The following is a 22,641-nucleotide window of genomic DNA, read 5'->3' as shown; positions in this document are numbered from 1 at the left end:
AGCTCCTGGGCGTCTGCCCTGCCTTGGGAAGGTGGAAGGAGTCGAGGCTTAGAACGGCTTTCGTTTCTCAGGCCCTCAGCTGATGCCGCCCTTCGCGCTTGCCCTGCTGCTCCCTCCGCTTTCGGCTGCTGCGCCGGGCGCCGCCTTCGCCTGGTCGCTGGTGCTGGCGGGTGCCGTGGTGATCGCCAGCCTGATTCCCCTCGCTGCCGGCCGCAGCCAGGCCGATTTCAGCCTGGCGGATCTCTCGGCGCCGCGGGCGATGTTCGAGCGGTTGCCGGCCTGGGGGAAGCGGGCCCAGTGGGCCCATCAGAACAGCTTTGAGGCCTTCGGCCTGCATGCGCCGGCCTGCCTGCTCTGCCTGATCCACGCCCCGTCGATACAGGCGGCCGTCCCCTGGATCGCCCTGGCGGCCTGGCTGCATCCGGCTGCGCGCTTGCTCTACATCGGCGCCTACCTCGCCGATCTGCCGCCCCTGCGCAGCCTCTGCTGGATCAGCGGCCTGCTCTGCACCGCGCTGCTGTATCTGGCCGGCCTCCAGGGGGTGCTGGCCGGCTGATCGGGCGGGAGTCCGCCCCATGGGTGATCAGCTCTTGTGATCTTGCAGGCCCTTGAGGGCGGCGAGCAGGGAGGCGGGGCTCTGGGGATCCACCATCAACACCGAGCCGCCTTCGGCCCGGGCCATTTCCTGCCCCATGGCCATCCAATCCTTGGCCAGCAGCAGCCGCAGGCTTTCGGCTGCGGCGGGATGGGTCTCGATCACCCGGGCCAGTTCCATGGCTGCTGCGGCCCGGGCCGCAGCCAACACTTTCTGCTGATTCGCCTGGGCTTCGGCCTCCATCACCAGCGCCGTCTTCTTCGCTTCGGCGTCGAGCACGAGGGCATCGGCGCGGCCCTTGGCGCCGTTGAGCTGGGCTTCTCGCTCCCCCTCGGAGCGCAGGATCGCCGCCCGCTTTTCCCGCTCGGCGGTCATCTGTTTCTCCATCGCCTGCTGCACCCCCTGGGAGGGCACGATGTCGCGCATCTCGACCCGGGTCACCTTGACGCCCCAGGGATCGGTGGCGGTATCGAGTTCCTTGAGCAGCGCCTCGTTCACCTCCTGGCGGGTGGTGAAGGTCTGGTCGAGGTCGAGCTTGCCCATCTCAGCGCGGATCTGGGTCAGCACCAGGTTGACCATGGCCGCCTGGAGGTTGTCGACGCCGTAGTAGGCGCGGGCATGCTCCAGCAGTTGCCAATACACCACCGCATCCACCTCGATCGAGACGTTGTCGCGGGTGATGCACTGCTGCGGCGGGATGTCCAGCACCCGCTCCTTGAGCGATTCGTGGCTCACCACCTTCTCCACCATCGGCATCACGAAGGAGAGGCCCGGCGTGAGCTGGCGGTCGTACTTGCCCAGGCGTTCCACCAGCATCGAGCGGCCGCCGCTGGTGATCTTGACGCTGCTGATGCCGAGGACCGCCAGCAGGGCCATGGCGGGAAGGGAGAGCAAGGCTTCCATCGGGTCGCTGCCGCAGTGGCTCCAACCTAGGCAGGATGAGAGCAGCGACAACCCGCCCTTGGCCTCTCTGATCTGGCTTGCCATTGCCGGCGGCCTGCTGCTGCTGGAGCTGGTCGGCGCCGAATTCGACGGTTGGCTGGTGGGGGCCGTGGTGGCCCTGCTCCTCTCGATCATCACCGCCCTGGTGCCCCTGGCTCCTGCCTTGCAGGGCCTGCTGGCTGCGATTCTGGCCGGAGCTGGATACACCCTGCTGTGGCGGTGGTCGCACCAGCGGCGTAGGCGGGCCCTGCCACAACAGGCGGGGCAGGAGACTGCCGAGGTGATCACTGGCTTTGACCGGCAGGGCCAGGGGCGGGTGCGCTGGAACGGTCAGAGCTGGGCAGCTGAGAGCCTCGAGCCGGAGCGGCTCCTTGAGGCGGGCCAACAGGTGACCGTGATGGGCCGCGAGGGCAATCGGCTGCAGATCCTGCCGCGCTGAACCGGAAGGCTCCTCAGTCGAAGAACAACAGGCTCACCACCTTGCCCATGTCCTCGGCGACCCGGCAGCTGGCCAGCAGGGTTTCGCTGTCGTGGAAGGCGTAGCAGATCAGCTGATCGCAGCGGGTGATGATGTCCTGGTTGCAGAGACTGCTCGCCATCGGCAGGGGCAGCTCATCGTGCTCGGGCTTCTCGACCAAGTGCAGCACCCGATCCAGTTGCTCGCGTGATTCGACGGGCTGGCGATCGAGACTCTGGGGCAGCAGCACCGTGAGGCGGGAAGCATCCACCTCCAGCACGCTGCGGATCACGGCGGCGTTGACACCCTGGGCTCCAGAGGTGATCAGGTTGTGACCCTCCTGGGCCAGGGAGCGGGCTACCACCTCCACCAGGTGCACCGAGACCACAGGCACATGGCGGCTGCCGAGGATGGCGATACGCCGCTTGCTGCGGTCCTGGAGCATGGCCAGCTCCTGGGCCAGCGTGTCGATCCGGTCCATGGCCGGCAGATCAAGGGACCGGGTCACCAGGTGCTAATCGCCGCAGTGGTTGGGGTGAAACTAGCAGCGTTCCGGAGGGTTCCGGGATCCGGCTACAACGCCGCTGGCAATTGCAGTCGCTCGAACAGCTGGCTGAAATCGCAGTGCTCTTCCACGAGGCGCACGGCATAGGTGGCCTTGACGGACTCATGCAACCGCACATGTCCGAATGCTCGCTCGATCACTTCCACGGTGGTGAGGGTGTCATGCTCTACCTTGAGCAGATGCACCTCCAGTTCCTCGGCACGGTTGATCAGCTGCGGCAGGGGATCTCCGGCCCCGGTCAAGATGAGGCACTGGGTGCTGGCCTCCAGCGCCGCCAGCTGGATGTCGGTGCGGTCTGCCCCTGTCACCACGGCCATATTGCGGCGACGCCGAAAGAATTCCATGGCGGAATTCACGTTCATCGCTCCGATCGAGAGTGTTTCCACCAGCAGGTCGAGGCGATCGCGGCAGCAGAGCACGTCGGCTTCCAGGCGCCGGCCCAGCTCCTCCACGGTGACGCTGCGCAGCAGCGGACTGCGCGGCATCACCCCGTAGACCGGCATGCCCAGACGCTCCAGGGCCGGTTGCACGTCTTCGCGGACCCGCGCCACCGCCTCCAGGGACACGGCGTTCAGCACAACGCCGGCCAAGCGCTCGCCGAGAAGCTCCCTGGCCTGCAGCAGCGGATCGACGCTGCTGCTGTCGGCCCAGAGATGCACAAGCACCACGGAAGCATCAAGCCCTTCCGCAAGCTGGGGCAGGCTCAGGCCATACAGCATCCCTTCGCTCAGGCTGCCGGCGGCTTCCAGAAGGGCCAGGCCGTCTCCGAATCCGATCAGGGTCTGGTGCAGCTGCTCCAGGGCCGGATCACTGGAGAGATCGCCGCGCATCAGCCGGTCGCGGGCATTGTCCGGATCGAGGACAGCCAGCGATGGCAGCAGATGGTCGTCGTCGAGGTGCAGGGTTTGGGCAATGAAGCGGACGTCGGCATCGATCCCCGTGGCTCCCGGTTCGGGGGTGGTGGCCAGGGGCTTGCCGAAGCGGATGACCGCCCCCAGGTGCAGCAGCTGCCTGGCCAGCCCCAGAACCACGGCCGATTTGCCGCTGAAGGGTTCACAGGAGCCGATCAGCAGGGGGGTGGGCATGAAATGGCCTCGCTGACCAGAGGATTGGTGGTCAATTTAGTCATCGTGCTTCAGGCGGTTCCTGACGGAGTGCCCTGCCCGATCAGCAGCCAGCGCCAGAAATTGGCCGGCAGCACCTCACCCTCCCGTTCCATCAGCAACGACAGCAGCTGATGGGTGGGGATGTTGAAGGAGTAGGTGATCGGCTGCCCATCGGGACTGAATTGCTCAGTGAATGTGAGTGTGCAGCGGGCCGGTTCCAGAGGGGCCGGCTCCGCCTGCCAGCGGAGCACGAAGGGATGGGTGCCGCCGTCGCGCAGAGGCCGCTTGCCTTGAAATTGCCCCAGAGCCAGCTGTCGCAGTGCCTCCTCGATCAGTGACTGACGCCCGAGTCCGCCGCAGTAGGGGGCGAACAACGGCAGAAGTGCTGCGTCCAGCAGGGGGGTGGGCATCAGCCTTGAAGGGATCCGATCGTGCTGCGATCCATGCTGGCGCGAAATCCCTGCCCCGCGCCAGACCATGAGTGGCCCGTCTGCCGACCTTCCGCTCCGCAGCCGCCCCACGGTGGCCATCACAGGCGCCAGCGGCGCCCTCGGGAAGGCCCTGCTGAAGGCCTGGCACTGCCGCGGCGCCGAACTGGTGGCCCTGACCCACGGCACCACGATGCTGAAGCTCCAGGACGAGGCCGGCGAGGCGATTCCCTTACGTCAGGTCACCTGGCAGGTGGGGCAGGAGGAGGAACTGAGTCCAGTGCTGGAGAGCGTGGATGTGCTCGTGCTCAATCATGGTGTGAATCTCTACGGTGCCCGTGACAGTGCCGCAGTCGCCACCTCTCTGGAGGTCAATGCCCTGAGCAGCTGGCGTCTGCTGGAGCTGTTTGCCCAGGTTGCCGAGCGGCGCAGCGCGGTTGAACGGCAGGGGCGACACCGCCCCGAGGTGTGGCTCAACACCTCGGAAGCGGAGATCCAGCCGGCCCTCAGCCCTCTCTACGAGATCAGCAAGCGCCTTCTCGGGCAGGTGCTCAGCCTGCGGGCCCTGGATCTGGCCGGCAAGCCAGGCTCAGGTCTGCGGCTCCGCCGCCTGGTTCTCGGGCCGTTCCGCTCGGCCCTCAATCCGATCGGGCTGATGAGCAGCGGCTTTGTCGCCCGGGAGATCCTGCGCCAGGCGGACTGGGATCTGGGGCTGATCATTGTGACGCCCAATCCTCTGACCTATGTCCTGATGCCGTTGACGACCTTGAGCCGCTGGCTGTACTTCAGGTTGTTCAGTGGTCGCTCAGGGGCCCCAGCGTAGCCCTGAACGGCCTGCTTCAGAAGTCGCGGTCGGTGAGGATCTCACAGCCGTCGCTGGTCACCACGATGGTGTGCTCCCACTGGGCTGAGAGGCTCCCGTCGACGGTCACCACCGTCCAGCGGTCGCGCAGGGTGCGGCAATCCTTGCTGCCGGCATTGAGGATCGGCTCCACCGCCAGGGTCATGCCCGCCCGCAGCTTCATGTTGGGCAGATCGCGGGTGCGGTAGTTGAACACCGAGGGCTCCTCGTGCAGGTTGCGCCCGACGCCATGGCCGGTGTAGTCCTCCACCACCGCATAGCCATGCGCTTCGACGTGATCCTGCACGGCACCGGCGATGTCCAGCAGGGTGTTGCCGGCCTTGATGCGCGCCAGCCCCTGCATCAACGATTCCTGCGCAACGCGGGACAGGCGCTCGGCTGCTTCGCTGACTCCCTCACCGACGCAGATGGTGACGCAGCTGTCGCCGTGGTAGCCGTCGAAGTAGGCACCGGTGTCCACCTTGACCAGGTCGCCGGGCTTGATCACCCGCTTGGGGCTGGGGATGCCATGCACCACCTCGTTGTTGATGCTGGCGCAGATGCTGGCTGGAAAGCCGTGGTAGCCCTTGAAGCTGGGCACCGCCCCCATGGCACGGATGCGGGTCTCGGCATGGCGGTCGAGATCGGTGGTGGTCATACCCGGCTCCACCAGCTCGATGATCTCGCGCAGCACCGTGGCCACGATGCGGCTGGCCTTGCGCATGGTCTCCACCTCGCGCGCCGATTTGATCTCAACCCCGCGGCGACTCTTCTGAATCCGAGGCCCGGTCTGGGTGACCCCATTGGTGGTGGCGGCCGTGGTGCTGGCCAGCAGATCGGCGAACAGATTCATCGGGCCATGCACGAGGCGTGGTTGCAAGTTATCAATGGCGGGGATGTCACTGCCGTGGAGTAACGATGGCGGGAAGGAACCCGGCGGCCCCACGCCCCTCCCTGGTGGTGCGTCTGCGCCAGTGGCACGGCAGCCTGGCCCCGGTCGTGCTGGCGCCGCTGCTGCTCACGGTGGCCAGTGGGGTGGCCTACCGCGTCCTGCGCGACTGGGCCGGCTGGGATCGGGATCGGGCTCACCTGCTGATGGTGCTGCACGAGGGCGAATGGCTGCGCCAGTGGTTCGGTCCCCATGGTGAAACCGTTTACGTGGTGCTGAATGGCCTGGGGCTGGTCTCGATGCTGCTCAGTGGTTCGGCCATGGCCTTCCAGCGCCTGCGGCGCCAATGGCAGAAGCTGCGTCAGGGCGTTGCTCAGGGCTGATGCCAGGGGGGGAGGCCCGAGGCCGACACGTGAGAAGGTAATCTCCTTGTTTGGCCAGGTGTCGCGGAGCTGGATGGCTCCCGCTACGGCACCCTTTGAATCGCAGGCTCCGGACTGCCATTCAGAGGACTCGCGGTTTCAGGCTGCGAGAGTGCCCCACGGACCTTCCGCCATCCCCCAACCTCCGGACCACCCCCGAACACCGACCAGCCCGTGACTGAGACCGCAGTGACAGAGACCGCAGAGAACCAGGCTGAAGCGACAGCCGACGTGGCGGAAACCAGCGCCGTGGCCACCCCCGCTGCCGCGGCTGGCGCCTCCACCGGCCGGCTCAGCCCCCAGGATCTGATCCGCGCCTTTGAGGCTGAGCAGCTCAAGAGCGATCTCCCCGACATCTATGTGGGCGACACTGTCAAGGTGGGCGTCCGCATCCGCGAGGGCAACAAGGAGCGTGTCCAGCCCTACGAGGGGGTTGTGATCGCGAAGCGCCACGGTGGCCTCAACTCCACGATCACCGTGCGCCGGATCTTCCAGGGCGTCGGTGTGGAGCGGGTCTTTATGCTCCACAGCCCCCAGGTCGCCTCCATCAAGGTGGAGCGCCGCGGTAAGGTTCGTCGTGCGAAGCTGTTCTATCTGCGAGACCGGGTGGGCAAGGCCACCCGTGTGAAGCAGCGCTTCGATCGCTGAGGTTCAGCCCTCGTTTCAACGGGGACATCGCCTTGCGCCGTTAGTTCAGTTGGTAGAACGCAGGTCTCCAAAACCTGATGTCGGGGGTTCAAGTCCTCCACGGCGCGTTCGATGTCCCCCCCCATGCCGTTTCGTCATCCAGAACATGGAGTTGGATCTACAGCCCGGCGATGTGGTGAAGGTGCTTGAGTCAGCTGCCCTCGGCTGGGTTCGTGCTCGTGTGATCCGTGTCAAGTCGGGTGGCCGTGTGGTTGTCCAGAGTGATCAAGGTCGTGAATTCACAGCCCGTGGTAATCAGGTGCGCCTGATTGAGCCGGCCGGTTTCAGGCCCTGACCGAGCCAAGCCTTGATGGTGGTGTAGAGATGTAGCTTGGTTGAAAGTTGTGAGTCTTCACGGCATTCGCCTTGATTCTTTCTGATCATCACTTTCAAACTTCATCTTCTTCTCGCCTTCAGGATTTCTGCTGCTGAGGTTGTCATCCTTCCTCAGCCATGCCGCCATGGCCGATTCCTCACGGACTCGGTCTTTTGGCGGTTTTGTGGTGCTGGTTGGATGGCCGTGGACCACGCCCGATCTTTCCCTTTCCAGGTCTCCGCACGGGTGCCGCCAGGCCTGATCCGCCGCCGGTTTGGCTGCCGGCCTGCGGCGCTGCAATCGGTTGACGAATGGACGGGTGAACGCCGATACTCATTGGGTCGGAGGGCGGTAACGTCCGCCGCCACGGCCACCGCGTTCAGGTTTGATCTTCGGGTTTCAATCCAAAGGACTTTGATCCAGCGGATCTCTTCGAAGATTGTTGCTGTTGTAGGTTGCCACTGGTCGTGCTTCTGGCCCGGCTGGGACTGTAGTTCAATCGGTTAGAGCACCGCCCTGTCACGGCGGAAGTTGCGGGTTCGAGCCCCGTCAGTCCCGTTTTTGATTCATCCGGAGATCGCCGAAGGTGACGGTACGGGTTCGTCTGGCTCCCAGTCCTACCGGCACGCTGCACATCGGCACTGCGCGGACAGCCGTGTTCAACTGGCTCTTCGCCCGGCGCCAAGGTGGCCAGTTTCTGCTGCGCATCGAGGACACTGACAAGGAGCGCAGCCGGCAGGAGTACACCGACAACATCCTGGAGGGCCTGGCCTGGCTGGGTCTGGACTGGGACGGGGAGCCGGTGATTCAGAGCACCCGTCTGGCGGAGCATCGGATGGCGATCGAGCAGTTGCTGGCCAGCGGCCATGCCTATCGCTGCTACGCCACCGAGGCCGAGCTGACGGCGATGCGGGAGCAGCAGGCGGCGGCCAGCAAGGCCCCCCGCTACGACAATCGCCACCGCGATCTCAGCCCCGAACAGGAGGCGGCCTTCATTGCCGAAGGCCGGGAGGCGGTGATCCGCTTCCGCATCGATGACGATGCCACGATCAGCTGGACGGATCTGGTGCGCGGTCCGATGCGCTGGGCCGGCAGTGACCTCGGCGGAGACATGGTGGTCGCCCGCAGGGCCCCGTCCGATCGGATCGGGGACCCGCTCTACAACCTGGTGGTGGTGGTAGACGATGCCGCCATGGCGATCACCCACGTGATCCGCGGCGAAGACCACATCGCCAACACGGCCAAGCAGCTGCTGCTTTACGACGCCCTGGGGTTGCCCCAGCCGGTCTTCGCCCACACGCCGCTGATCCTCAACAAGGAGGGCCGCAAGCTCTCCAAGCGCGATGGTGTCACCTCGATCAGCGACTTCCGCGGCATGGGGTATGACGCTGTCGCCCTCGCCAATTACATGACCCTGCTGGGCTGGTCGCCGCCGGAAGGCATGGGGGAACGGTTCACCCTCAGCGAAGCTGCCGCCGTGTTCGATTTCGAGCGCGTCAACAAAGCTGGCGCCCGCTTTGACTGGGACAAGCTGAACTGGCTGAACGGCCAGATCCTGCATGCCCTGCCTCCCAGCGAACTGAGAGAGCAGCTCCTGCCGCTCTGGGCCGAGCAAGGCTGGATTCCATCTGCCCAGATCGAGTCAGATCCAATCAAGCCAGCACAGATTGCAGCGTCACAGAGTCAATCCTGGCAACAGGCGCTTTGCGAGTTGATCGGCCCCTCCCTCACCTTGCTCGCCGATGGTGTGGACCAAGCCAAACCCTTCTTCGAGCGGCCGGAGCTGGATCCAGCTGCGCGCGACCAGATCGGCTCCGCCCCAGCCCAGGCAGCCTTGGCTGCCCTGCTGGAGTCGCTGCGCGGCCATGGTGTCGAGGCCCCGCTGGAGGCGGAGCAGGCCCAGCAGCTGCTGGGCGCTGCCTGCAAGGCGGCCGATGTCAAGAAGGGAGTCCTGATGAAAAGTCTGCGGGCTGCCCTCTTGGGCAGCCTCCAGGGCCCAGACCTGCTCAGCACCTGGTTGCTGCTGCACCATGACGGCGAGGATCTTCAGCGCATCGAGCGCTGCCTGTGAGGCCCACGGCCATCGGCTGAGCCCCGATCAGCTAGCTGGCCACCTGATGGAACCTTCTTCACCCCCTGAGCAGGGGTTGCATCGCCTGGCCTCAGGCTGAGGCTTCTGCGGTGGCTTTGCCGGCGTCTGCGTTGCCGCTCCGGGGGTCGCCGGCCTCAGGGCAGTCGGCCTCGGGATCGACGGGACTGATCAGCTGCAGCCGTTGGGCCAGCAGCCGGGCACTGAGTCCCTGCAGCCCGACGGTCATCAGGATCGTGAGGAAGACCAACCCCTGCAGCCGGCCTGCCCCAACCACACCCGCCTCCTCGAGACGAATGGCGAACAGGCTGGCCACGGCTGCGGTGACGATCCCTCGTGGTGCCAGCCAGCTGAGCAGGGTGCGCTGGGGCAGGGTGTACCCCATGCCCCAGGTGGCCAGGCCAATCGCCACCGGACGCACCACCACCATCAGGGCCAGCACGCAGGCCACCCCGCCCCAGCCGAGCGGGCTCAGCTCCGCCCAGCTGACATCGGCCGCCAGCAGCGGAAACAGCATCGTGATCGCCAACTGGGCCAGCTGACGAATCAGCCCGTCGAGTTCCTCCGCATTGGTATCGGGGCGGCGCCCCACCACCACTCCAGCCGCTACAGCAGCCGGCAGGCCCGATTCAGGTAACCAGTGTTCACAGGAGGAATACATCAGGAACAGCACCCCCAGGGTGAGCTGCAGCCGCAGGCCGGCCCGGGAGCTGGAGGGCAGGCGCCTCAGGGCTTCAGCCAGCAGGGCTCCACACACCAGGCCCACCACCAGCCCCACCCCGAGGCGCAGCAGCAGACCGGTGGCCACGGATCGCCAGCCCTGCAGATCGCCCAGCACCAGCTCGAGCAGGAGCAGCGCCAGCACCGCACCGATCGGTTCGAGCACCAGCCCCTCACCCTCCAGCACCTCCCCCAGGGGGGGCATCAGGCCGATCTGCCGCACCAGCGGGGTGACCACCGTGGGCCCGGTGGCCAAAACGATGGCGCTGAAGACACTGGCCAGTTGCCAGCTGAGGCCAGCCAGCCAATGGGCCGCCAGCAGGCCTCCCACCAGGGCCAGCACCAGACGCACCAGCACGATGCGCACCACGAGCCACTTGAGGGCATCGCCGGGCAGACGCAGGTTGATGCCGCCGTCGAAGAGCACCAGGCTCACCAGCAGGCCCACCACGGTCTCGAGGCCGATTCCCAGATCGAGCGGTTCGACCAATCCCAGCCCCGAGCGGCCGATCAGCAGGCCTGCAGAGAGCAGCAACACAACCCCCGGCAGACCGGTGAGCAGGGCGAGGGTCTGGGCCACGGCTCCGGAGAACACCGTGATGCCCCACAGCAAAGTCAGCTTCTCCGGAGTCATGCGGGAAGCCTCCGGTGGAGCTCAGTCATCCACCGATCCGAACTGGGGCTCGACCCGGATGCCGATCACAGCACTGGGGCGCACCACCAGGTATTCACCCTCCAGATCCCTGATCGGCACATTCACAAAGGCTTCCGGTGCGGATGCGGTGAGAACTTCGCCGTACCATTGCTGAAAGGCCTCCAGCGTGGCGAAGTGGATGACTTCGCGTTGGCCGCCGACAAGTAACAGATGAATGTCATAGCGGCGGGCGGTGCGGGCCATGGCGGCGAGTCGCAGCTGCGGTTCGGACCCAGGATGCCGCAAAGGACCGGGAAGGGCTTGCCCTCCTCTGGCAGGCTGGAGTGATCTGCAGGGTCCGACCGGCATGGCGGCATGGCATCGTTGATCGAGAAGGGCCATCCCGCTGCATCGCAGCCGTGCGCGACCGACGAGGTTGTCTCCCCTCCCGGTAGCAAGAGGCCACTTCTGCTGTTGGTGGATGGCCATTCCCTCGCTTTCCGCAGTTTCTATGCCTTCGCCAAGGGAGGTGACGGCGGCCTGGCGACCAAGGCCGGCGTGCCCACCAGCGTGACCTACGGCTTTCTCAAGGCTCTTCTTGACAACGCCCGTGGTCTGTCGCCCCAAGGGGTGGTGATTGCCTTTGACACGGCCGGCCCCACCTTTCGTCATGAGGCGGATGAGGCCTACAAGGCCCACCGGGATGAAGCCCCGGAGCACTTTTTCGAAGACCTGGCCAACCTGCAGGACATCCTCGCGGGCCCGCTCGACCTCCCCATCTGCATGGCCCCGGGGTTCGAGGCCGATGACGTGCTCGGCACCCTGGCCAATCGCGGGGCGGATGCCGGCTGGCGTGTGCGCATCCTTTCGGGCGATCGCGATCTGTTCCAACTGGTGGATGACCAGCGGGATATCGCCGTGCTGTACATGGGCGGCGGTCCTTACGTGAAGAATTCGGGTCCTGTGGAGATCCGCCGCGAGGGTGTGATCGCCAAGCTCGGTGTGCCGCCGGAGGAGGTAGTGGATCTCAAGGCTCTCACCGGCGACAGCTCCGACAACATTCCCGGCGTGAAGGGCGTGGGTCCCAAGACGGCGATCACCCTGCTCCGCGAGAACGGTGATCTCGATGGCGTCTATGCAGCCCTTGAAGCGCTTGAGGGCGCCAAAGCCAGCAAGGGCGCGATCAAGGGGGCTTTGAAGGGCAAGCTCAGCGCCGACAAGGAGAACGCCTATCGCTCCCGCATGTTGGCGGAGATCCTTGTGGACATTCCCTTGCCCAGGGAGCCGCGCCTGCGGCTGGGTCAGGTGAATGGGGAGGCTTTGGCCGGTGCCCTTGAGGAGTTGGAGCTGTTCAGCCTGATGCGCCAGGCCCCCAGCTTCAGCCTCGTTTTCTCGGCCGATGCACCGAACCCTGCTTCGGTGGCGGTGGAAGCCACGGCCGCGACAACGGCCTCCGGGGCAATGGCTGCCGTTGCAGCGGTCACCCCCGCGGCCGAGGTCAGTTCATCCCCGGCCGCGACCACTGGGGCTGGGGTGACTTCGGGTGCTGGGGAGGAAACATCCGCCCCGCCAGCTCTCAAGCCCGAGCTGATTCACAGCAACGAGCAGCTGGAGAGGCTGATCGTCCGGCTGATGGCTGCCACGGATTCTTCGGCCCCCATCGCCCTTGATACCGAAACCACCAGCCTCAATCCCTTCCAGGCTGAACTGGTGGGGATCGGGTTCTGCTGGGGGAATGGCCTGGAGGATGTCGCTTACATCCCGATCGGCCACGAGCCTCCGGATCCTGCGGCGCTGCAGGAGGCTTCACCGCTCCCCATGACCCAGCTGCCACTGGATCAGGTGCTCAGGGCGCTGGCTCCCTGGCTTGCCAGTGCCCAGCATCCCAAGACCCTGCAGAACGCCAAATACGACCGGCTGGTGTTGCTGCGGCACGGCCTGCCTCTGGCCGGGGTGGTGATGGACACGCTCCTGGCGGATTATCTCCGCGATGCCAATGCCAAACACGGTCTCGAGGCCCTGGCCCAGCGCAACTTCGGCTTCAACCCAATCGGATTTTCGGCGCTGGTGCCGAAAGGTGCCACTTTCGCCGCGGTGCCGATCGAGGCAGCTGCCTCCTACTGCGGCATGGATGTGCACTTGACCTGGAGGCTCACCGGGCTGCTGAAGCAGCAGCTGAGCGAGCTCGGGGAGGCTCTGCCCACGCTGTTGGAACAGGTGGAGCTCCCGCTCGAACCTGTGCTGGCGCTGATGGAAGCCACAGGCATCCGCATTGACAGCACCTATCTGAGCAGCCTGAGTCAGGAGCTCGCCGACGCTCTGGCCAGCCTGGAGCAGCGAGCGAAGCAAGCCGCAGGCGTTGAGTTCAACCTCGCGTCACCCAAACAGCTGGGTGAGCTGCTGTTCGACACCCTGGGTCTTGACCGCAAGAAATCGCGGAGGACCAAAACCGGCTGGAGCACCGACGCAGCCGTTCTGGAAAAGCTGGAAGATGCCCATCCGGTCGTACCGCTTGTGCTGGAGCACCGCACCCTCAGCAAGCTCAAGAGCACCTACGTGGATGCGCTCCCGGCCCTGGTTGAGCCTGAAACCGGTCGGGTACATACGGATTTCAACCAGGCCGTGACCGCCACCGGGCGGCTCTCGAGCAGCAATCCCAACCTGCAGAACATCCCGATCCGCACCGAGTTCAGTCGCCGGATTCGCAAGGCGTTTCTGCCCCAGGAGGGCTGGCAGCTGATCAGCGCCGATTACTCCCAGATCGAGCTGCGCATCCTCACCCACCTCTCGGGCGAGGAGGTGCTGCTGCAGGCCTACCGCAGTGGCGACGATGTGCATGCCCTCACCGCCAGGTTGCTGCTCGAGAAGGAGGAGGTCACTCCTGAAGAGCGCCGCCTCGGCAAGACGATCAACTTCGGGGTGATCTACGGCATGGGTGCCCAGCGCTTCGCGCGCGAGACCGGCGTCAGCCAGGCCGTCGCCAAGGAGTTCCTGAGCAAGTACAAGCAGCGCTACCCGAAGGTGTTCGCCTTCCTGGAGTTGCAGGAACGGCTGGCTCTCTCCCGTGGCTATGTGGAAACGATCCTGGGCCGCCGACGGCCCTTCGCCTTTGATCCCCATGGGCTGGGGCGCTTGCTCGGCAAGGATCCGCTTTCGATCGACCTCGCGGTGGCCCATCGTGGCGGTCTGGAAGCCCAGCAGTTGCGGGCGGCTGCCAACGCACCGATTCAGGGCTCTTCGGCAGACATCATCAAGCTGGCGATGATTCAGTTGCAGAGAGAGCTGCAGAGCCGCTCCCTGGCGGCTCGGCTTCTGCTGCAGGTTCACGATGAACTGGTGCTCGAAAGTGCCCCGGAGGCGGTGGAGGAGGTGCTGGCACTGACCCGTCGCACAATGGAAGGGGCCGTGAGGCTCTCGGTTCCGCTGAGGGTGGAGACCGGTGTGGGACCCAACTGGATGGAGGCGAAGTAGGGCCAATGCCCGTGCTTCGCTCGCATGTCTGGGTTGACGTGAGCGTTGCTCAGGGTGCCGCTGGTTTTGGTGCTGAGGTTTTGGGGGGCGCCGCTTTCGGTGCTGCTGGCTGCGGTGTGGAGGTTTTCGGGGCAGCAGTCTTCGGCACCGCAGGCTTCGGGGTCGTCGTCTTCGGTGCTGCTGACCTGGGGGCCGCATTGTCCGTCCCGGCTGACTGGCCAGCCGGGGGCGGGGTGGCTGGGGTTGAGGCCGGGGTGACGTTGGCGCAGAGGTTGGCCATCATTTCGTCCTCACCGCCCAGGGTGGTGGATTCGCCGCGGGAGAAGGGCAGCCGCCAGGTCTCCCAGGGGCTCTCACCCACCCGGCGGGTAAGTTTGAGGGTGTCACAATGAACGGCCACGCTGCCGGTCACAGGCGGGTCGCCGCACGAAACGCCCGTAGTGCGCACATTGCCCTCGGCCAGCCGCCAGCCGGCCCAGTCGTAGCGGCAGGCGCCAAAGACACGCCAGCGGGGTGCCTTGAGACTGCGGATTTTCTCCAGCAATGCCTTTTCGCGGGCTCCAGGTGCCTCGCCGTTGTCTGAGGCGGGGGCTGGTTCAGTGGCGGCGGGAGCCGGCGCAGCGGCACCACCACCCGGTTGGGCCTCCACCGCTGCAACGCCTCCCGGCTGCAGAGCCAGTTCCAGGGGCAGCAGCAGCGCCAGCAGCGGAACAGCCCCCAGACGCCAGGCCTGAAGGCGGGGTGGTGCGGGATCAGCTCCGGAGGGAGTGGCTGTGTGTGGGGTCGTCGTCGCCATGGGCCTCAGGCCTGCATTGCCTTGGTCTCAAGCCTGAAGCATGGCGGCCCTGCTTGCCAACCGGAACGGATCAGGCCGGTTGCAGGGCCTCGTACGCCGTGCAGAACGCTTCACCGAGCGCCTCACGCAGGATCCTGTCCTGCCGGAAGGCATCACGGGCTTCGGCCAGGCTGGATGGCAGGCGTGCCGCCTGATCGGCGGACGGTGGGGTGGCATCGGTGTCGGCATCGCTGCGCGGGCCGGGATCGAGCTGGCGCGCGATGCCATCCAGGCCGGCGGCCAGCGCCCCGGCCTGCAGCAGATATGGATTGGCGGCACCATCGGGCAGGCGCAGCTCCAGCCGTTGATCGTCTGGAATCCGCACCATGTGGGTGCGGTTGTTGCCGCCGTAGCTGATCCAGCCCGGCGACCAGTTGGAGCCGGAGGCGGTGTTGGTGCGGGCCAGCCGCCGATAGCTGGCAGAGATGGGATTGGTGAGGGCGCAGAGGGCGGGCGCATGGGCCAGCAACCCGCCCAGAAAGTGATACGCCAGCTTCGACAGGCCCAGGGGCCCCGCACCATCGTGGAACAGGTTGCGACCCTGATCGTCCCAGAGGGAGCAATGGAGATGGGCACCGTTGCCGGTGAGCTCGGCGACCGGCTTGGGGGCGAAGCTCACCCAGCGGCCGTAGCGCTCCGCCACCGCCTGGGCCATCACTCGGAAGAAGGCGTGGCGGTCCGCCGTGATCAGGGCATCGGCGAAGGTCCAGTTGATCTCGAACTGACCGTTGGCATCTTCGTGGTCGGCCTGGTACGGGCCCCAGCCCAGGGTTTCCATGCCATCGAGCAGTTCACTGATCAGCGGATAGTTGCGCATCAGGGCAAGTTGGTCGTAGCAGGGTTTGCTCTGCTGATCGTGGCGATCGGCGATCACTACCCGTTCCGGGTCGAGCAGGAAGAACTCAGGTTCCACGCCGGTGCGGAAATGCAGACCCTGGGCCGCCGCCCGTTCCAGCTGGCGCTGCAGCACCCGCCGTGGCGATTGCTCCAGCGGGATTCCCTCCACCACCAGGTCGGTGGCGACCCAGGCCACAGTCGGCTGCCAGGGCAGCACCATCAAGCTGGCGGGATCCGGGATGGCCAGCACATCCGGATCGGCCGGGCTCATGTGCAGCCAGGCAGCAAAGCCCGCGAAGCCGGCACCGCTGTCGGCCATCGCCGCCGCCGCCGTGGCCGGCACCAGCTTGGCCCGTTGCACCCCGAACAGATCGCAGAAGGAGAACAGGACATGACGCAGGTTGTGGTCGGCGGCGTAGCGAGCCAGGTCGGTCATGCGGGGGCTCAACGGTGAAGAGGTGGGTCGAAGTCGGGGTGAGTGGAGAAAGGCGAACGGGGATCAGTCGTTCGTCAGCGCGTCGGCGAGCAGCGTGTCCAGTGCCGCTCGGATCACGGCCTGCACCTCCGGAGCATCGCGCGGGTTTCCGGCCCGGTGGCCCAGCACCGACTCGATCCGGCGGAACTGCGCCCCGGGGATCAGGCGGGCCTCGGCGGCACAGTCGTCCGGCGTGAAATAGAGGTCGTGACTGCCGGCCATCACCAGGGTGTCGGCCGTGATCCGGCCCAGGGCTGCCGCGAGATCATCGCCGCAACCTGCCGCGGCGGCCACGTCGTTGGCCAGCCACACATCCAGCATGGTGAGCAGGTCGTGGGGATCGTGGCGCCGGTAGGCCGGCAACCAGGCCTGCTCCACGTACTCCTCCACGCTGGCGTAGCCCTGCCGCCGGTAGGGCTCCGCCCGGTAGAAGGGCTGGCTGGCGGCCCAGCTGGCATAGATCAGTGCAAAGGTGCGCAGCCCCGCCTCTGGAACCCCCTCAAAGCCCGTGCCGTTCCAGCAGGGATCAGCGGTGAGAGCCTGGCGCAGGCTGAGCAGGAAGAGACGATTGTGGGGGGTGGTGCGGGCTGTGCCACAGAGACAGCAGAGGCGCTGAGCCCGCTGCGGTTCCAGCACTCCCCAGTGATAGGCCTGCTGGGCCCCCATCGACCAGCCGTAGACCAGGGCCGGTCGCTCCACCTTGAACACCTCTTCCAGCAACCGCACCTGGGCCCGCAGGTTGTCGCGGTGATCCAGCAACCAGCCGTTCTCCGGCAAGCCGAGGTCGCTGTTGCTGGGACTGCTCGACACGCCGTTGCCGAACTGGTTCACCAGCACGATGCACCAGTGCTCGGGGTCGAGGATCGGTCCCACCACCCAGTCGATGTCGTCTGGCCGGGCTCCGTAGGAACTGGGATAGAGCACCAGATTGGAGCGATCAGCGGCCAGGGTTCCGTAGACCCGGTAGCGCAGCTGGGCCTGGGGAAGGATGCGGCCGCAGGCCAGCGAAACATCACCGAGCTCGAAGGTTTGATCGAGGTTGCTGCCCGGGTCGCCGCTGCTCACAGGGCCAGAGCCGCCAGGTTGCCCAGGAAGCCGCGATGCACCGCCAGATAACCCGGGGAGCAATGGACCAGTTGGGGGGCCAGCTGGTCGTGGGCCTGGGGCAGGGCGTGGAAAGGAAGGGAAGGGTAGAGATGGTGTTCCGTATGGAACGGCATGTTCCACATCAGCCAGCGCAGCGGCGCCAGGGTGAGGGTGGTGCGGGTATTGCGCAACCCATCGGCGCTGGTGCTGCAGCCCCCGTGTTCGGCGAGGAGCACAAACCGCAGCAGCGGCTGGCCCACCGCCAGAGGCAGGAGCCAGTCGAACAGCAGCAGCGGCCTACCCAGCGGAATCGAGACCAACAGAACAGCGGCGTAGACCGCAAATTGGAGGCGCACCGAACGGGCGACCGCGGCGGTGGCCTCCGGGGGGATGTAGGGGGCGCCTGCGAAGTCGCCCCGGAGCGCGCGCCAATGGCCCTGAATCTTGCCGAGCCACCAGGGCAGTCCGCTCAGCTCCAGCAGGTAGGCCGGCAGGGTGCTCGGTGGTGCGTCCTCCAGCTCCGGATCCAGCCCGATCTGGTGGGTGAAGCGGTGGTGCCATTGGTGATAGCGGCGGTAGAAATCAGCGTTGTAGAAGCTCAGAACGCCCATCCACCAGGCCACCGTATCGTTGATCGAACGGCTGGCGAAGGCGGTGCGATGGCCGCATTCATGCATGGCGCAGAAGCCGAAGGCCAGGGCCCAGCCCAGCAGCAGCACCCCTACCAGCTTCACCACCAGAAGCAGCGGTGGCGAAGCAGCGGGGATCAGGGCGGTTGGTGTGATCCACAGCGCCGCGCCCAGCCCCAGCAGGGTGAGATGGCCGATCAGCTGAGCCCAGCCCTCGTCATTGCGGCGGCGATTGAAGACGGCGAGCTGCTCACTGCTCAGCAGCAACGGCTGATCGCCAGGCTCGGCGGCCATCTCACCAGCGGGGGGGTCGGGGGGCAGGGCCGATGGAGCCATCCCCGGCGTGCTGCCAAGGGTCGGAGATTCGCTCGGGAACGGTTGGCCGGCGCGGGTGGGCACGCTCGAACAGGCAGGCTGAGCCCATCATCGTGTCGACAGGAGAACGGCTGGCGGGTTCAGACTGAACCTCCCATCCTTCTGTGCATGGCCGACAGCCTCTCTCAACGCCTGGATCGGGCCTTGGCCCGGGCTGGAACGACGGCAGTGCTGCCCCTGTTGATTCTGGCGATTCCCTGGACCCAGGAACTGATCGATCAGATCTTCTTCGGCGGAACCTGGAATCTGCCGATGGTGCGCGGTGGATCATTTCTCGGGGTGCTCACCGCCCCCTTCAGCCACAGCGGTTTCGCTCACCTGATCAGCAACTCCGTGTGGTTCCTGCCGCTGTCCTGGCTGGTGCTGGCCAAAAGTCATCGTGATTATCTCGCGGTATGGATCGGCGTCTACCTCACCGCCATCCCGGTGTGGCTGTTCTGGCCGATCGGCAGCCACGGATTGTCTGGAGTTGTGTATGGCTTGCTCGGTTATCTTCTCCTGATTGGTGTGCTGGAGCGGCGCCCGCTCTCGATCCTGATCACGTTGGTTGCCTTGGTGGGCTACGGGGGCCTGATCCCGACCCTCCTGCCCTTTCTGACCCCGCCTGGAGTCAGCTGGATCGGTCACGCCTCGGGATTTGCCGGAGGCGTGCTGGCTGCCCTGGCGGTGCACCGGGATTGAGGCGAGCGCCGGTCGTGCGGTGGCTCGTGCTGGGATCGCGATCCCGGATCCGGTGGCGATCTGCTGACAACGCGATCCGAAAACGGCGGGATTCCCCGACGATGGATGTCACAAATCTGAACGAAGCCGATGGAGTCCCTGGGTAAAGCCGTAGCCAATCTCTCCAACCTCACGATTCGACAGCTTCGTCAACTCGCCAGCAGCCTGGGGTTGCCCCGCTACAGCCTTGCCACCAAAGAGGGCTTGGTTCAGGCGATTGGTAAGCGAACCCAGATTCCCTACGGCGAAAGCAGTCCAGAGGCTGGGTCTGCCGCCCCGATGCCTGTCTCCATCTCTGAACCCACCGATGGCGTCAGTCCTGAACCGGTGGTTCCGGTGTCTGTGGAGGCGATGCAGACGCAGGTGGTGTTCTTGCCACGCGATCCCTCCTGGGCCTATTGCTTCTGGACCATCTCCCAGGAGGATCGCGAACGGATGGCCGCCTCAGGCGCCACCAGTCTCTGCCTGCGCGTGGCTGATGTGACAGGTCTCTCCGGCGGCACCGCCCATCCCCATGCCCTTCAGGAAGTGGTGGTCGAGTCCAGGAGCAGCGAGTGGTTCCTGCCGGTGCCGATGCCGGATCGTGATTACCGCGTCGAGCTTGGCGCCCGTCTCTCCGCTGGTGGCTGGCTCTCGTTGGCCTTCTCCTCAGTGGCACGGATGCCTGCCGCGGAACCCAGCATGGAGGTGGCCGATGCTTTTGTCCCCTTCGAGCTCGGGGTTCTGCCCATGGCCGATGCGAGTGTTGAGCCGACCATGCCGGCAGCACCAACGGGCCAGCATGAGCGGTTCTATCAGCAGTCCATGCGCCAGGTGCGTCGTGTGGGATCGGAAATCTTTCAGGACAGCACCGATGATCTCCATGGGGCTGGTCGCGCTGGCCTAACCGATTCCGGTGCCGGACCCTGGGCTAGCGGCCGGCAGGCCTCTGGCGTGGGTGGGGTGATGGCGCGTCAGCGCAGCTTCTGGCTGGTGGCTGACGCCGAACTGATCGTCTATGGCGCCACCGACCCGGCCGCGACGCTCAGCATTGGAGGCGAAACGGTGCCCCTCTCGGCAGATGGCACCTTCCGCCTCCAGGTTCCCTTCCGCGATGGCCAGCAGCTGTACGCGATCGAAGCCGTGGCAGCCGATGGCGAGCAGCGCCGCCACATCACCCTGCAGTTCGAGCGCAACACCCCCGAGGAGCACACCAATCCCAAGGACATGGCTGCTATGGAGTGGTTCTGATTCCGCAGTGTTGCCGCTGATGACAGGATGGATCCACCGCTTCAGCCGGTGACTCCGACCAACAACCCCAGGGCCCTCCATCCGGTCCTGGGGGTTTTTTGCATCCGTTGCACTCCGGTATGGAGAGGGACCTTCCGCCTGGCCCCTCACCGGTTGGCCAGACCTGCGAATGGGGAGCTCCGAGGGGCCAGCGGTCAAGGGGTGGGGCCTTTCCCCCAAGTCGCCTACGGATCGGCCATCAATGGCTGCGTCTCACGCGGAAACCTGTGGAAAAACCCCGGAAAATGGGGGAAAACTGCCCAGAACAGGGGAAAACCCCGATTTCACAGCCTTCGTGATCCTTGACGATCGACACCACTCGGTAGCGAAACGAACCTTGCCGGTCGACGACCTCGGTCACGATGAATCTGCGGAAGATGCCCCTAGGGTTCCGATCCCTTTTCAGGGATGACTGGTCCGAGAGGGGTTCACCGCTGGTGCTGTTGTCCCCTGGGAGAACGCCACCGGCGGCGGCACGGAGGGAGAAAAGCCCGGGAGACCGCAACGCCCAATCACTCCCGTGCCATGACTGATTCCAGTGGCGCCAGCGCTGCCTTTGACCGGCGCTCCGGCGGCAATCCATCTTTGGGCATGCAAGGGCGCCAGGCTCTAGAGAAGGAAGCGGCCCTGCCGCTGACGGGCTGGCAGATGGAAGTGGATCAGGCCCACGCCTGGGGTCTTGAGGCGGCCGAGAGCATCGTCGATCGGCGCATCTCCACCTTCTCGCGCGGTGAGCTGCCCCATTTTGCGGGCATCAATACCTTCATGAAGGCTCCTTACCTGGAGGACGTGCACCGGGTAGGTGAGTTCGATGTGGCGATCGTGGGAGTGCCGCACGACTCGGGCACCACCTACCGCCCCGGAACCCGCTTCGGTCCGCAGGGCATCCGCCGCATCTCGGCCCTCTACACCCCCTACAACTACGAAATGGGGGTGGATCTGCGCGAGTCGATCAAGCTCTGCGACGTGGGTGACATCTTCACCATTCCCGCCAACAACGAGAAAAGCTTCGATCAGATCTCCAAGGGCGTTGCCCACGTCTTTGCCAGTGGCGCCTTCCCGATCATCCTCGGTGGCGACCATTCAATCGGCTTCCCGACCGTGCGTGGTGTCTGCCGCCATCTGGGCGACAAGAAAGTGGGCATCATCCATTTCGATCGCCATGTCGATACGCAGGAGATCGATCTGGATGAGCGGATGCATACCTGCCCCTGGTTTCATGCCACCAACATGGCCAATGCCCCGGCCAAGAACCTGGTGCAGCTCGGTATCGGTGGCTGGCAGGTGCCTCGGGAAGGCGTGAAGGTCTGCCGTGAGCGCGGCACCAATGTGCTCACCGTCACCGACATCACCGAGATGGGGCTCGAGGCGGCGGCCAAGTTTGCGATCGAGCGGGCCACTGACGGCACGGACTGTGTCTACATCTCCTTCGACATTGATTGCATCGATGCCGGCTTCGTGCCCGGCACAGGCTGGCCGGAGCCCGGTGGCTTGCTGCCGCGCGAGGCCCTGAAACTGCTCGAACTGATCGTGCGCAATGTGCCGGTCTGCGGCCTTGAAATCGTTGAAGTCTCCCCTCCCTATGACATCAGCGACATGACCTCCCTGATGGCCACCCGGGTGATCTGCGACACCATGGCTCACCTGGTGGTGAGTGGTCAGTTGCCACGCCGCGAGAAGCCAACCTGGATCTCCCCGGACTGCAACATGCATGTGGATCAGGCCTGGAGGTGAGCCATGCATGAAGTCGATATGACCAAGTGCCTGTTGCTCTCGCTGCAGGAGTGGAAGCTTCAGCACGCTCCCCGCGTTCCTGTGGTGGAGGTGGTGCATCTTCAGGTGGGTGATTTCACCTGCGTCGAGCCGGATGCCCTGAGGTTCACCTATGCCGCGGCGGTGCAGACGACGTGGTTGGCGGGCTCAGAGTTACGGATCGAGCGCATTCCCCTGCAGGCACGCTGTGTGGTCTGCCAGGCCACCTACAGCCCGAATCCGCAGCAGGCCTACCAGTCCCCCTGCTGCAATCACCCGATGGAGGAGATCCTCAGTGGCCGGGAACTGAAGATCCGCTCCATCGATTACGGCTTCCCCGATGCGGCTGATCCAGCCCAATCAGCTCCTGACGGCACGGCCAGCCCAAGCCTGCGGTCGAGCCCTCGGCAACAGGCCGAAGCGATCGTGCCGGAGCCCTGCCCTGTGGCCTGAAGCCTCAGTCCGAGCCCGCCGTCTGCAGAAATCCTCCGCTCCAGCCTT

At 65.6% G+C, this 22,641-nt stretch carries 22 protein-coding genes, 2 tRNA genes and 1 riboswitch; of the genes, 13 read left to right on the top strand and 11 right to left on the bottom strand.

Annotation, left to right across the window (positions count from 1 at the left end; translation table 11 throughout):
- Positions 1 to 82: 82 nt before the first annotated feature.
- A complete protein-coding gene (locus H8F26_RS18415) occupies positions 83 to 556 on the top strand; it encodes an MAPEG family protein (RefSeq protein ID WP_197156392.1) in 474 nt (157 codons plus the stop codon).
- Between the two features lie 27 nt (positions 557 to 583).
- Here H8F26_RS18415 and H8F26_RS18410 read toward each other — a convergent pair whose 3' ends face one another.
- Positions 584 to 1,498, bottom strand: a complete 915-nt coding sequence (locus tag H8F26_RS18410) for an SPFH domain-containing protein (protein WP_197156390.1) — start codon at positions 1,496 to 1,498, stop codon at positions 584 to 586.
- 58 nt (positions 1,499 to 1,556) lie between these two features.
- On the opposite strand from H8F26_RS18410, the gene H8F26_RS18405 reads away from it, so the two are divergent.
- Positions 1,557 to 1,976 carry an NfeD family protein gene (locus tag H8F26_RS18405; protein WP_231597958.1) on the top strand — a complete coding sequence of 140 codons (420 nt, stop codon included), beginning with the start codon at positions 1,557 to 1,559 and terminating at the stop codon, positions 1,974 to 1,976.
- Positions 1,977 to 1,989: 13 nt separating this feature from the next.
- Here the strand turns inward: H8F26_RS18405 and H8F26_RS18400 are convergent, their stop codons facing one another.
- The 3 genes from H8F26_RS18400 to ebsA all read right to left on the bottom strand — a co-directional run bounded on the left by H8F26_RS18400 (position 1,990) and on the right by ebsA (position 4,075).
- A complete protein-coding gene (locus H8F26_RS18400) occupies positions 1,990 to 2,502 on the bottom strand; it encodes a DNA recombination-mediator protein A (protein ID WP_197156386.1) in 513 nt (170 codons plus the stop codon).
- Positions 2,503 to 2,567: 65 nt separating this feature from the next.
- Positions 2,568 to 3,644, bottom strand: coding sequence for a phosphotransacetylase family protein (locus H8F26_RS18395; RefSeq protein WP_197156384.1), 1,077 nt, complete (start codon positions 3,642 to 3,644; stop codon positions 2,568 to 2,570).
- A gap of 50 nt (positions 3,645 to 3,694) precedes the next feature.
- A complete protein-coding gene (ebsA, locus tag H8F26_RS18390) occupies positions 3,695 to 4,075 on the bottom strand; it encodes a type IV pilus biogenesis protein EbsA (RefSeq protein WP_197156382.1) in 381 nt (126 codons plus the stop codon).
- A 67-nt stretch (positions 4,076 to 4,142) separates the two neighbouring features.
- On the opposite strand from ebsA, the gene H8F26_RS18385 reads away from it, so the two are divergent.
- Positions 4,143 to 4,916: an NAD-dependent epimerase/dehydratase family protein gene (locus H8F26_RS18385; protein ID WP_197156380.1), complete on the top strand. Its 774-nt coding sequence runs from the start codon at positions 4,143 to 4,145 to the stop codon at positions 4,914 to 4,916.
- A gap of 16 nt (positions 4,917 to 4,932) precedes the next feature.
- Here H8F26_RS18385 and map read toward each other — a convergent pair whose 3' ends face one another.
- The gene (gene map, locus H8F26_RS18380) at positions 4,933 to 5,787 is read right to left on the bottom strand and encodes a type I methionyl aminopeptidase (RefSeq protein ID WP_197156378.1); all 855 of its coding nucleotides are present in this window, start codon (positions 5,785 to 5,787) and stop codon (positions 4,933 to 4,935) included.
- 65 nt (positions 5,788 to 5,852) lie between these two features.
- Between map and H8F26_RS18375 the strand changes: the two genes are divergently transcribed.
- From H8F26_RS18375 to gltX, 5 genes are all read left to right on the top strand, one after another.
- Positions 5,853 to 6,206, top strand: coding sequence for a peptidase (locus tag H8F26_RS18375; RefSeq protein WP_197156376.1), 354 nt, complete (start codon positions 5,853 to 5,855; stop codon positions 6,204 to 6,206).
- 270 nt (positions 6,207 to 6,476) lie between these two features.
- A complete protein-coding gene (gene rplS, locus H8F26_RS18370; RefSeq protein ID WP_197159339.1) occupies positions 6,477 to 6,893 on the top strand; it encodes a 50S ribosomal protein L19 in 417 nt (138 codons plus the stop codon).
- Between the two features lie 34 nt (positions 6,894 to 6,927).
- A tRNA-Trp gene (locus H8F26_RS18365) sits at positions 6,928 to 7,000 on the top strand.
- A gap of 732 nt (positions 7,001 to 7,732) precedes the next feature.
- A tRNA-Asp gene (locus H8F26_RS18360) sits at positions 7,733 to 7,806 on the top strand.
- 28 nt (positions 7,807 to 7,834) lie between these two features.
- Positions 7,835 to 9,319: a glutamate--tRNA ligase gene (gene gltX / locus H8F26_RS18355; RefSeq protein ID WP_197156374.1), complete on the top strand. Its 1,485-nt coding sequence runs from the start codon at positions 7,835 to 7,837 to the stop codon at positions 9,317 to 9,319.
- 91 nt (positions 9,320 to 9,410) lie between these two features.
- Here the strand turns inward: gltX and H8F26_RS18350 are convergent, their stop codons facing one another.
- Positions 9,411 to 10,691: a cation:proton antiporter gene (locus H8F26_RS18350; protein ID WP_197156371.1), complete on the bottom strand. Its 1,281-nt coding sequence runs from the start codon at positions 10,689 to 10,691 to the stop codon at positions 9,411 to 9,413.
- A gap of 21 nt (positions 10,692 to 10,712) precedes the next feature.
- The gene (locus H8F26_RS18345; protein ID WP_197156369.1) at positions 10,713 to 10,955 is read right to left on the bottom strand and encodes a hypothetical protein; all 243 of its coding nucleotides are present in this window, start codon (positions 10,953 to 10,955) and stop codon (positions 10,713 to 10,715) included.
- Between the two features lie 111 nt (positions 10,956 to 11,066).
- On the opposite strand from H8F26_RS18345, the gene polA reads away from it, so the two are divergent.
- Positions 11,067 to 14,162, top strand: coding sequence for a DNA polymerase I (gene polA, locus H8F26_RS18340; protein WP_197156367.1), 3,096 nt, complete (start codon positions 11,067 to 11,069; stop codon positions 14,160 to 14,162).
- 49 nt (positions 14,163 to 14,211) lie between these two features.
- On the opposite strand, the gene H8F26_RS18335 is transcribed toward polA, so the two are convergent.
- From H8F26_RS18335 to H8F26_RS18320, 4 genes are all read right to left on the bottom strand, one after another.
- Complete coding sequence (locus H8F26_RS18335) at positions 14,212 to 14,958, bottom strand: hypothetical protein (protein ID WP_197156365.1); 747 nt, start codon at positions 14,956 to 14,958, stop codon at positions 14,212 to 14,214.
- A 70-nt stretch (positions 14,959 to 15,028) separates the two neighbouring features.
- Positions 15,029 to 16,270 carry a type III glutamate--ammonia ligase gene (gene glnT / locus H8F26_RS18330; RefSeq protein ID WP_197156363.1) on the bottom strand — a complete coding sequence of 414 codons (1,242 nt, stop codon included), beginning with the start codon at positions 16,268 to 16,270 and terminating at the stop codon, positions 15,029 to 15,031.
- Positions 16,271 to 16,333: 63 nt separating this feature from the next.
- Complete coding sequence (locus tag H8F26_RS18325) at positions 16,334 to 17,374, bottom strand: alpha/beta fold hydrolase (protein ID WP_197156361.1); 1,041 nt, start codon at positions 17,372 to 17,374, stop codon at positions 16,334 to 16,336.
- A complete protein-coding gene (locus H8F26_RS18320; RefSeq protein WP_370594651.1) occupies positions 17,371 to 18,423 on the bottom strand; it encodes a fatty acid desaturase in 1,053 nt (350 codons plus the stop codon). The genes H8F26_RS18325 and H8F26_RS18320 overlap by 4 nt, the downstream gene beginning before the upstream one ends.
- Positions 18,424 to 18,507: 84 nt before the next feature.
- On the opposite strand from H8F26_RS18320, the gene H8F26_RS18315 reads away from it, so the two are divergent.
- From H8F26_RS18315 to H8F26_RS18300, 4 genes are all read left to right on the top strand, one after another.
- The gene (locus H8F26_RS18315) at positions 18,508 to 19,080 is read left to right on the top strand and encodes a rhomboid family intramembrane serine protease (RefSeq protein ID WP_197156359.1); all 573 of its coding nucleotides are present in this window, start codon (positions 18,508 to 18,510) and stop codon (positions 19,078 to 19,080) included.
- Positions 19,081 to 19,218: 138 nt separating this feature from the next.
- Positions 19,219 to 20,349, top strand: a complete 1,131-nt coding sequence (locus H8F26_RS18310; protein ID WP_197159337.1) for a DUF4912 domain-containing protein — start codon at positions 19,219 to 19,221, stop codon at positions 20,347 to 20,349.
- Between the two features lie 411 nt (positions 20,350 to 20,760).
- Positions 20,761 to 20,888, top strand: a riboswitch (guanidine-I (ykkC/yxkD leader).
- 91 nt (positions 20,889 to 20,979) lie between these two features.
- The gene (speB, locus tag H8F26_RS18305; RefSeq protein WP_231598335.1) at positions 20,980 to 22,122 is read left to right on the top strand and encodes an agmatinase; all 1,143 of its coding nucleotides are present in this window, start codon (positions 20,980 to 20,982) and stop codon (positions 22,120 to 22,122) included.
- A 3-nt stretch (positions 22,123 to 22,125) separates the two neighbouring features.
- Positions 22,126 to 22,593, top strand: coding sequence for a hydrogenase maturation nickel metallochaperone HypA (locus H8F26_RS18300; protein WP_197156355.1), 468 nt, complete (start codon positions 22,126 to 22,128; stop codon positions 22,591 to 22,593).
- Positions 22,594 to 22,641 lie beyond the last annotated feature (48 nt).

It is taken from the genome of Synechococcus sp. CBW1006 (assembly GCF_015840525.1).
Taxonomy (GTDB): domain Bacteria; phylum Cyanobacteriota; class Cyanobacteriia; order PCC-6307; family Cyanobiaceae; genus CBW1002.
This window is presented reverse-complemented; position numbering and strand designations above follow the sequence as displayed.

Bases quoted from the DNA above. Each gene is read 5' to 3' on its own strand.
- H8F26_RS18415 (WP_197156392.1), top strand. From the start codon at position 83: ATGCCGCCCTTCGCGCTTGCCCTGCTGCTCCCTCCGCTTTCGGCTGCT.
- H8F26_RS18410 (WP_197156390.1), bottom strand. From the start codon at position 1,498: ATGGAAGCCTTGCTCTCCCTTCCCGCCATGGCCCTGCTGGCGGTCCTC.
- H8F26_RS18395 (WP_197156384.1), bottom strand. From the start codon at position 3,644: ATGCCCACCCCCCTGCTGATCGGCTCCTGTGAACCCTTCAGCGGCAAA.
- ebsA (WP_197156382.1), bottom strand. From the start codon at position 4,075: ATGCCCACCCCCCTGCTGGACGCAGCACTTCTGCCGTTGTTCGCCCCC.
- H8F26_RS18385 (WP_197156380.1), top strand. From the start codon at position 4,143: ATGAGTGGCCCGTCTGCCGACCTTCCGCTCCGCAGCCGCCCCACGGTG.
- map (WP_197156378.1), bottom strand. From the start codon at position 5,787: ATGAATCTGTTCGCCGATCTGCTGGCCAGCACCACGGCCGCCACCACC.
- H8F26_RS18375 (WP_197156376.1), top strand. From the start codon at position 5,853: ATGGCGGGAAGGAACCCGGCGGCCCCACGCCCCTCCCTGGTGGTGCGT.
- H8F26_RS18350 (WP_197156371.1), bottom strand. From the start codon at position 10,691: ATGACTCCGGAGAAGCTGACTTTGCTGTGGGGCATCACGGTGTTCTCC.
- H8F26_RS18345 (WP_197156369.1), bottom strand. From the start codon at position 10,955: ATGGCCCGCACCGCCCGCCGCTATGACATTCATCTGTTACTTGTCGGC.
- polA (WP_197156367.1), top strand. From the start codon at position 11,067: ATGGCATCGTTGATCGAGAAGGGCCATCCCGCTGCATCGCAGCCGTGC.
- H8F26_RS18335 (WP_197156365.1), bottom strand. From the start codon at position 14,958: ATGGCGACGACGACCCCACACACAGCCACTCCCTCCGGAGCTGATCCC.
- glnT (WP_197156363.1), bottom strand. From the start codon at position 16,270: ATGACCGACCTGGCTCGCTACGCCGCCGACCACAACCTGCGTCATGTC.
- H8F26_RS18315 (WP_197156359.1), top strand. From the start codon at position 18,508: ATGGCCGACAGCCTCTCTCAACGCCTGGATCGGGCCTTGGCCCGGGCT.
- speB (WP_231598335.1), top strand. From the start codon at position 20,980: ATGCAAGGGCGCCAGGCTCTAGAGAAGGAAGCGGCCCTGCCGCTGACG.
- H8F26_RS18300 (WP_197156355.1), top strand. From the start codon at position 22,126: ATGCATGAAGTCGATATGACCAAGTGCCTGTTGCTCTCGCTGCAGGAG.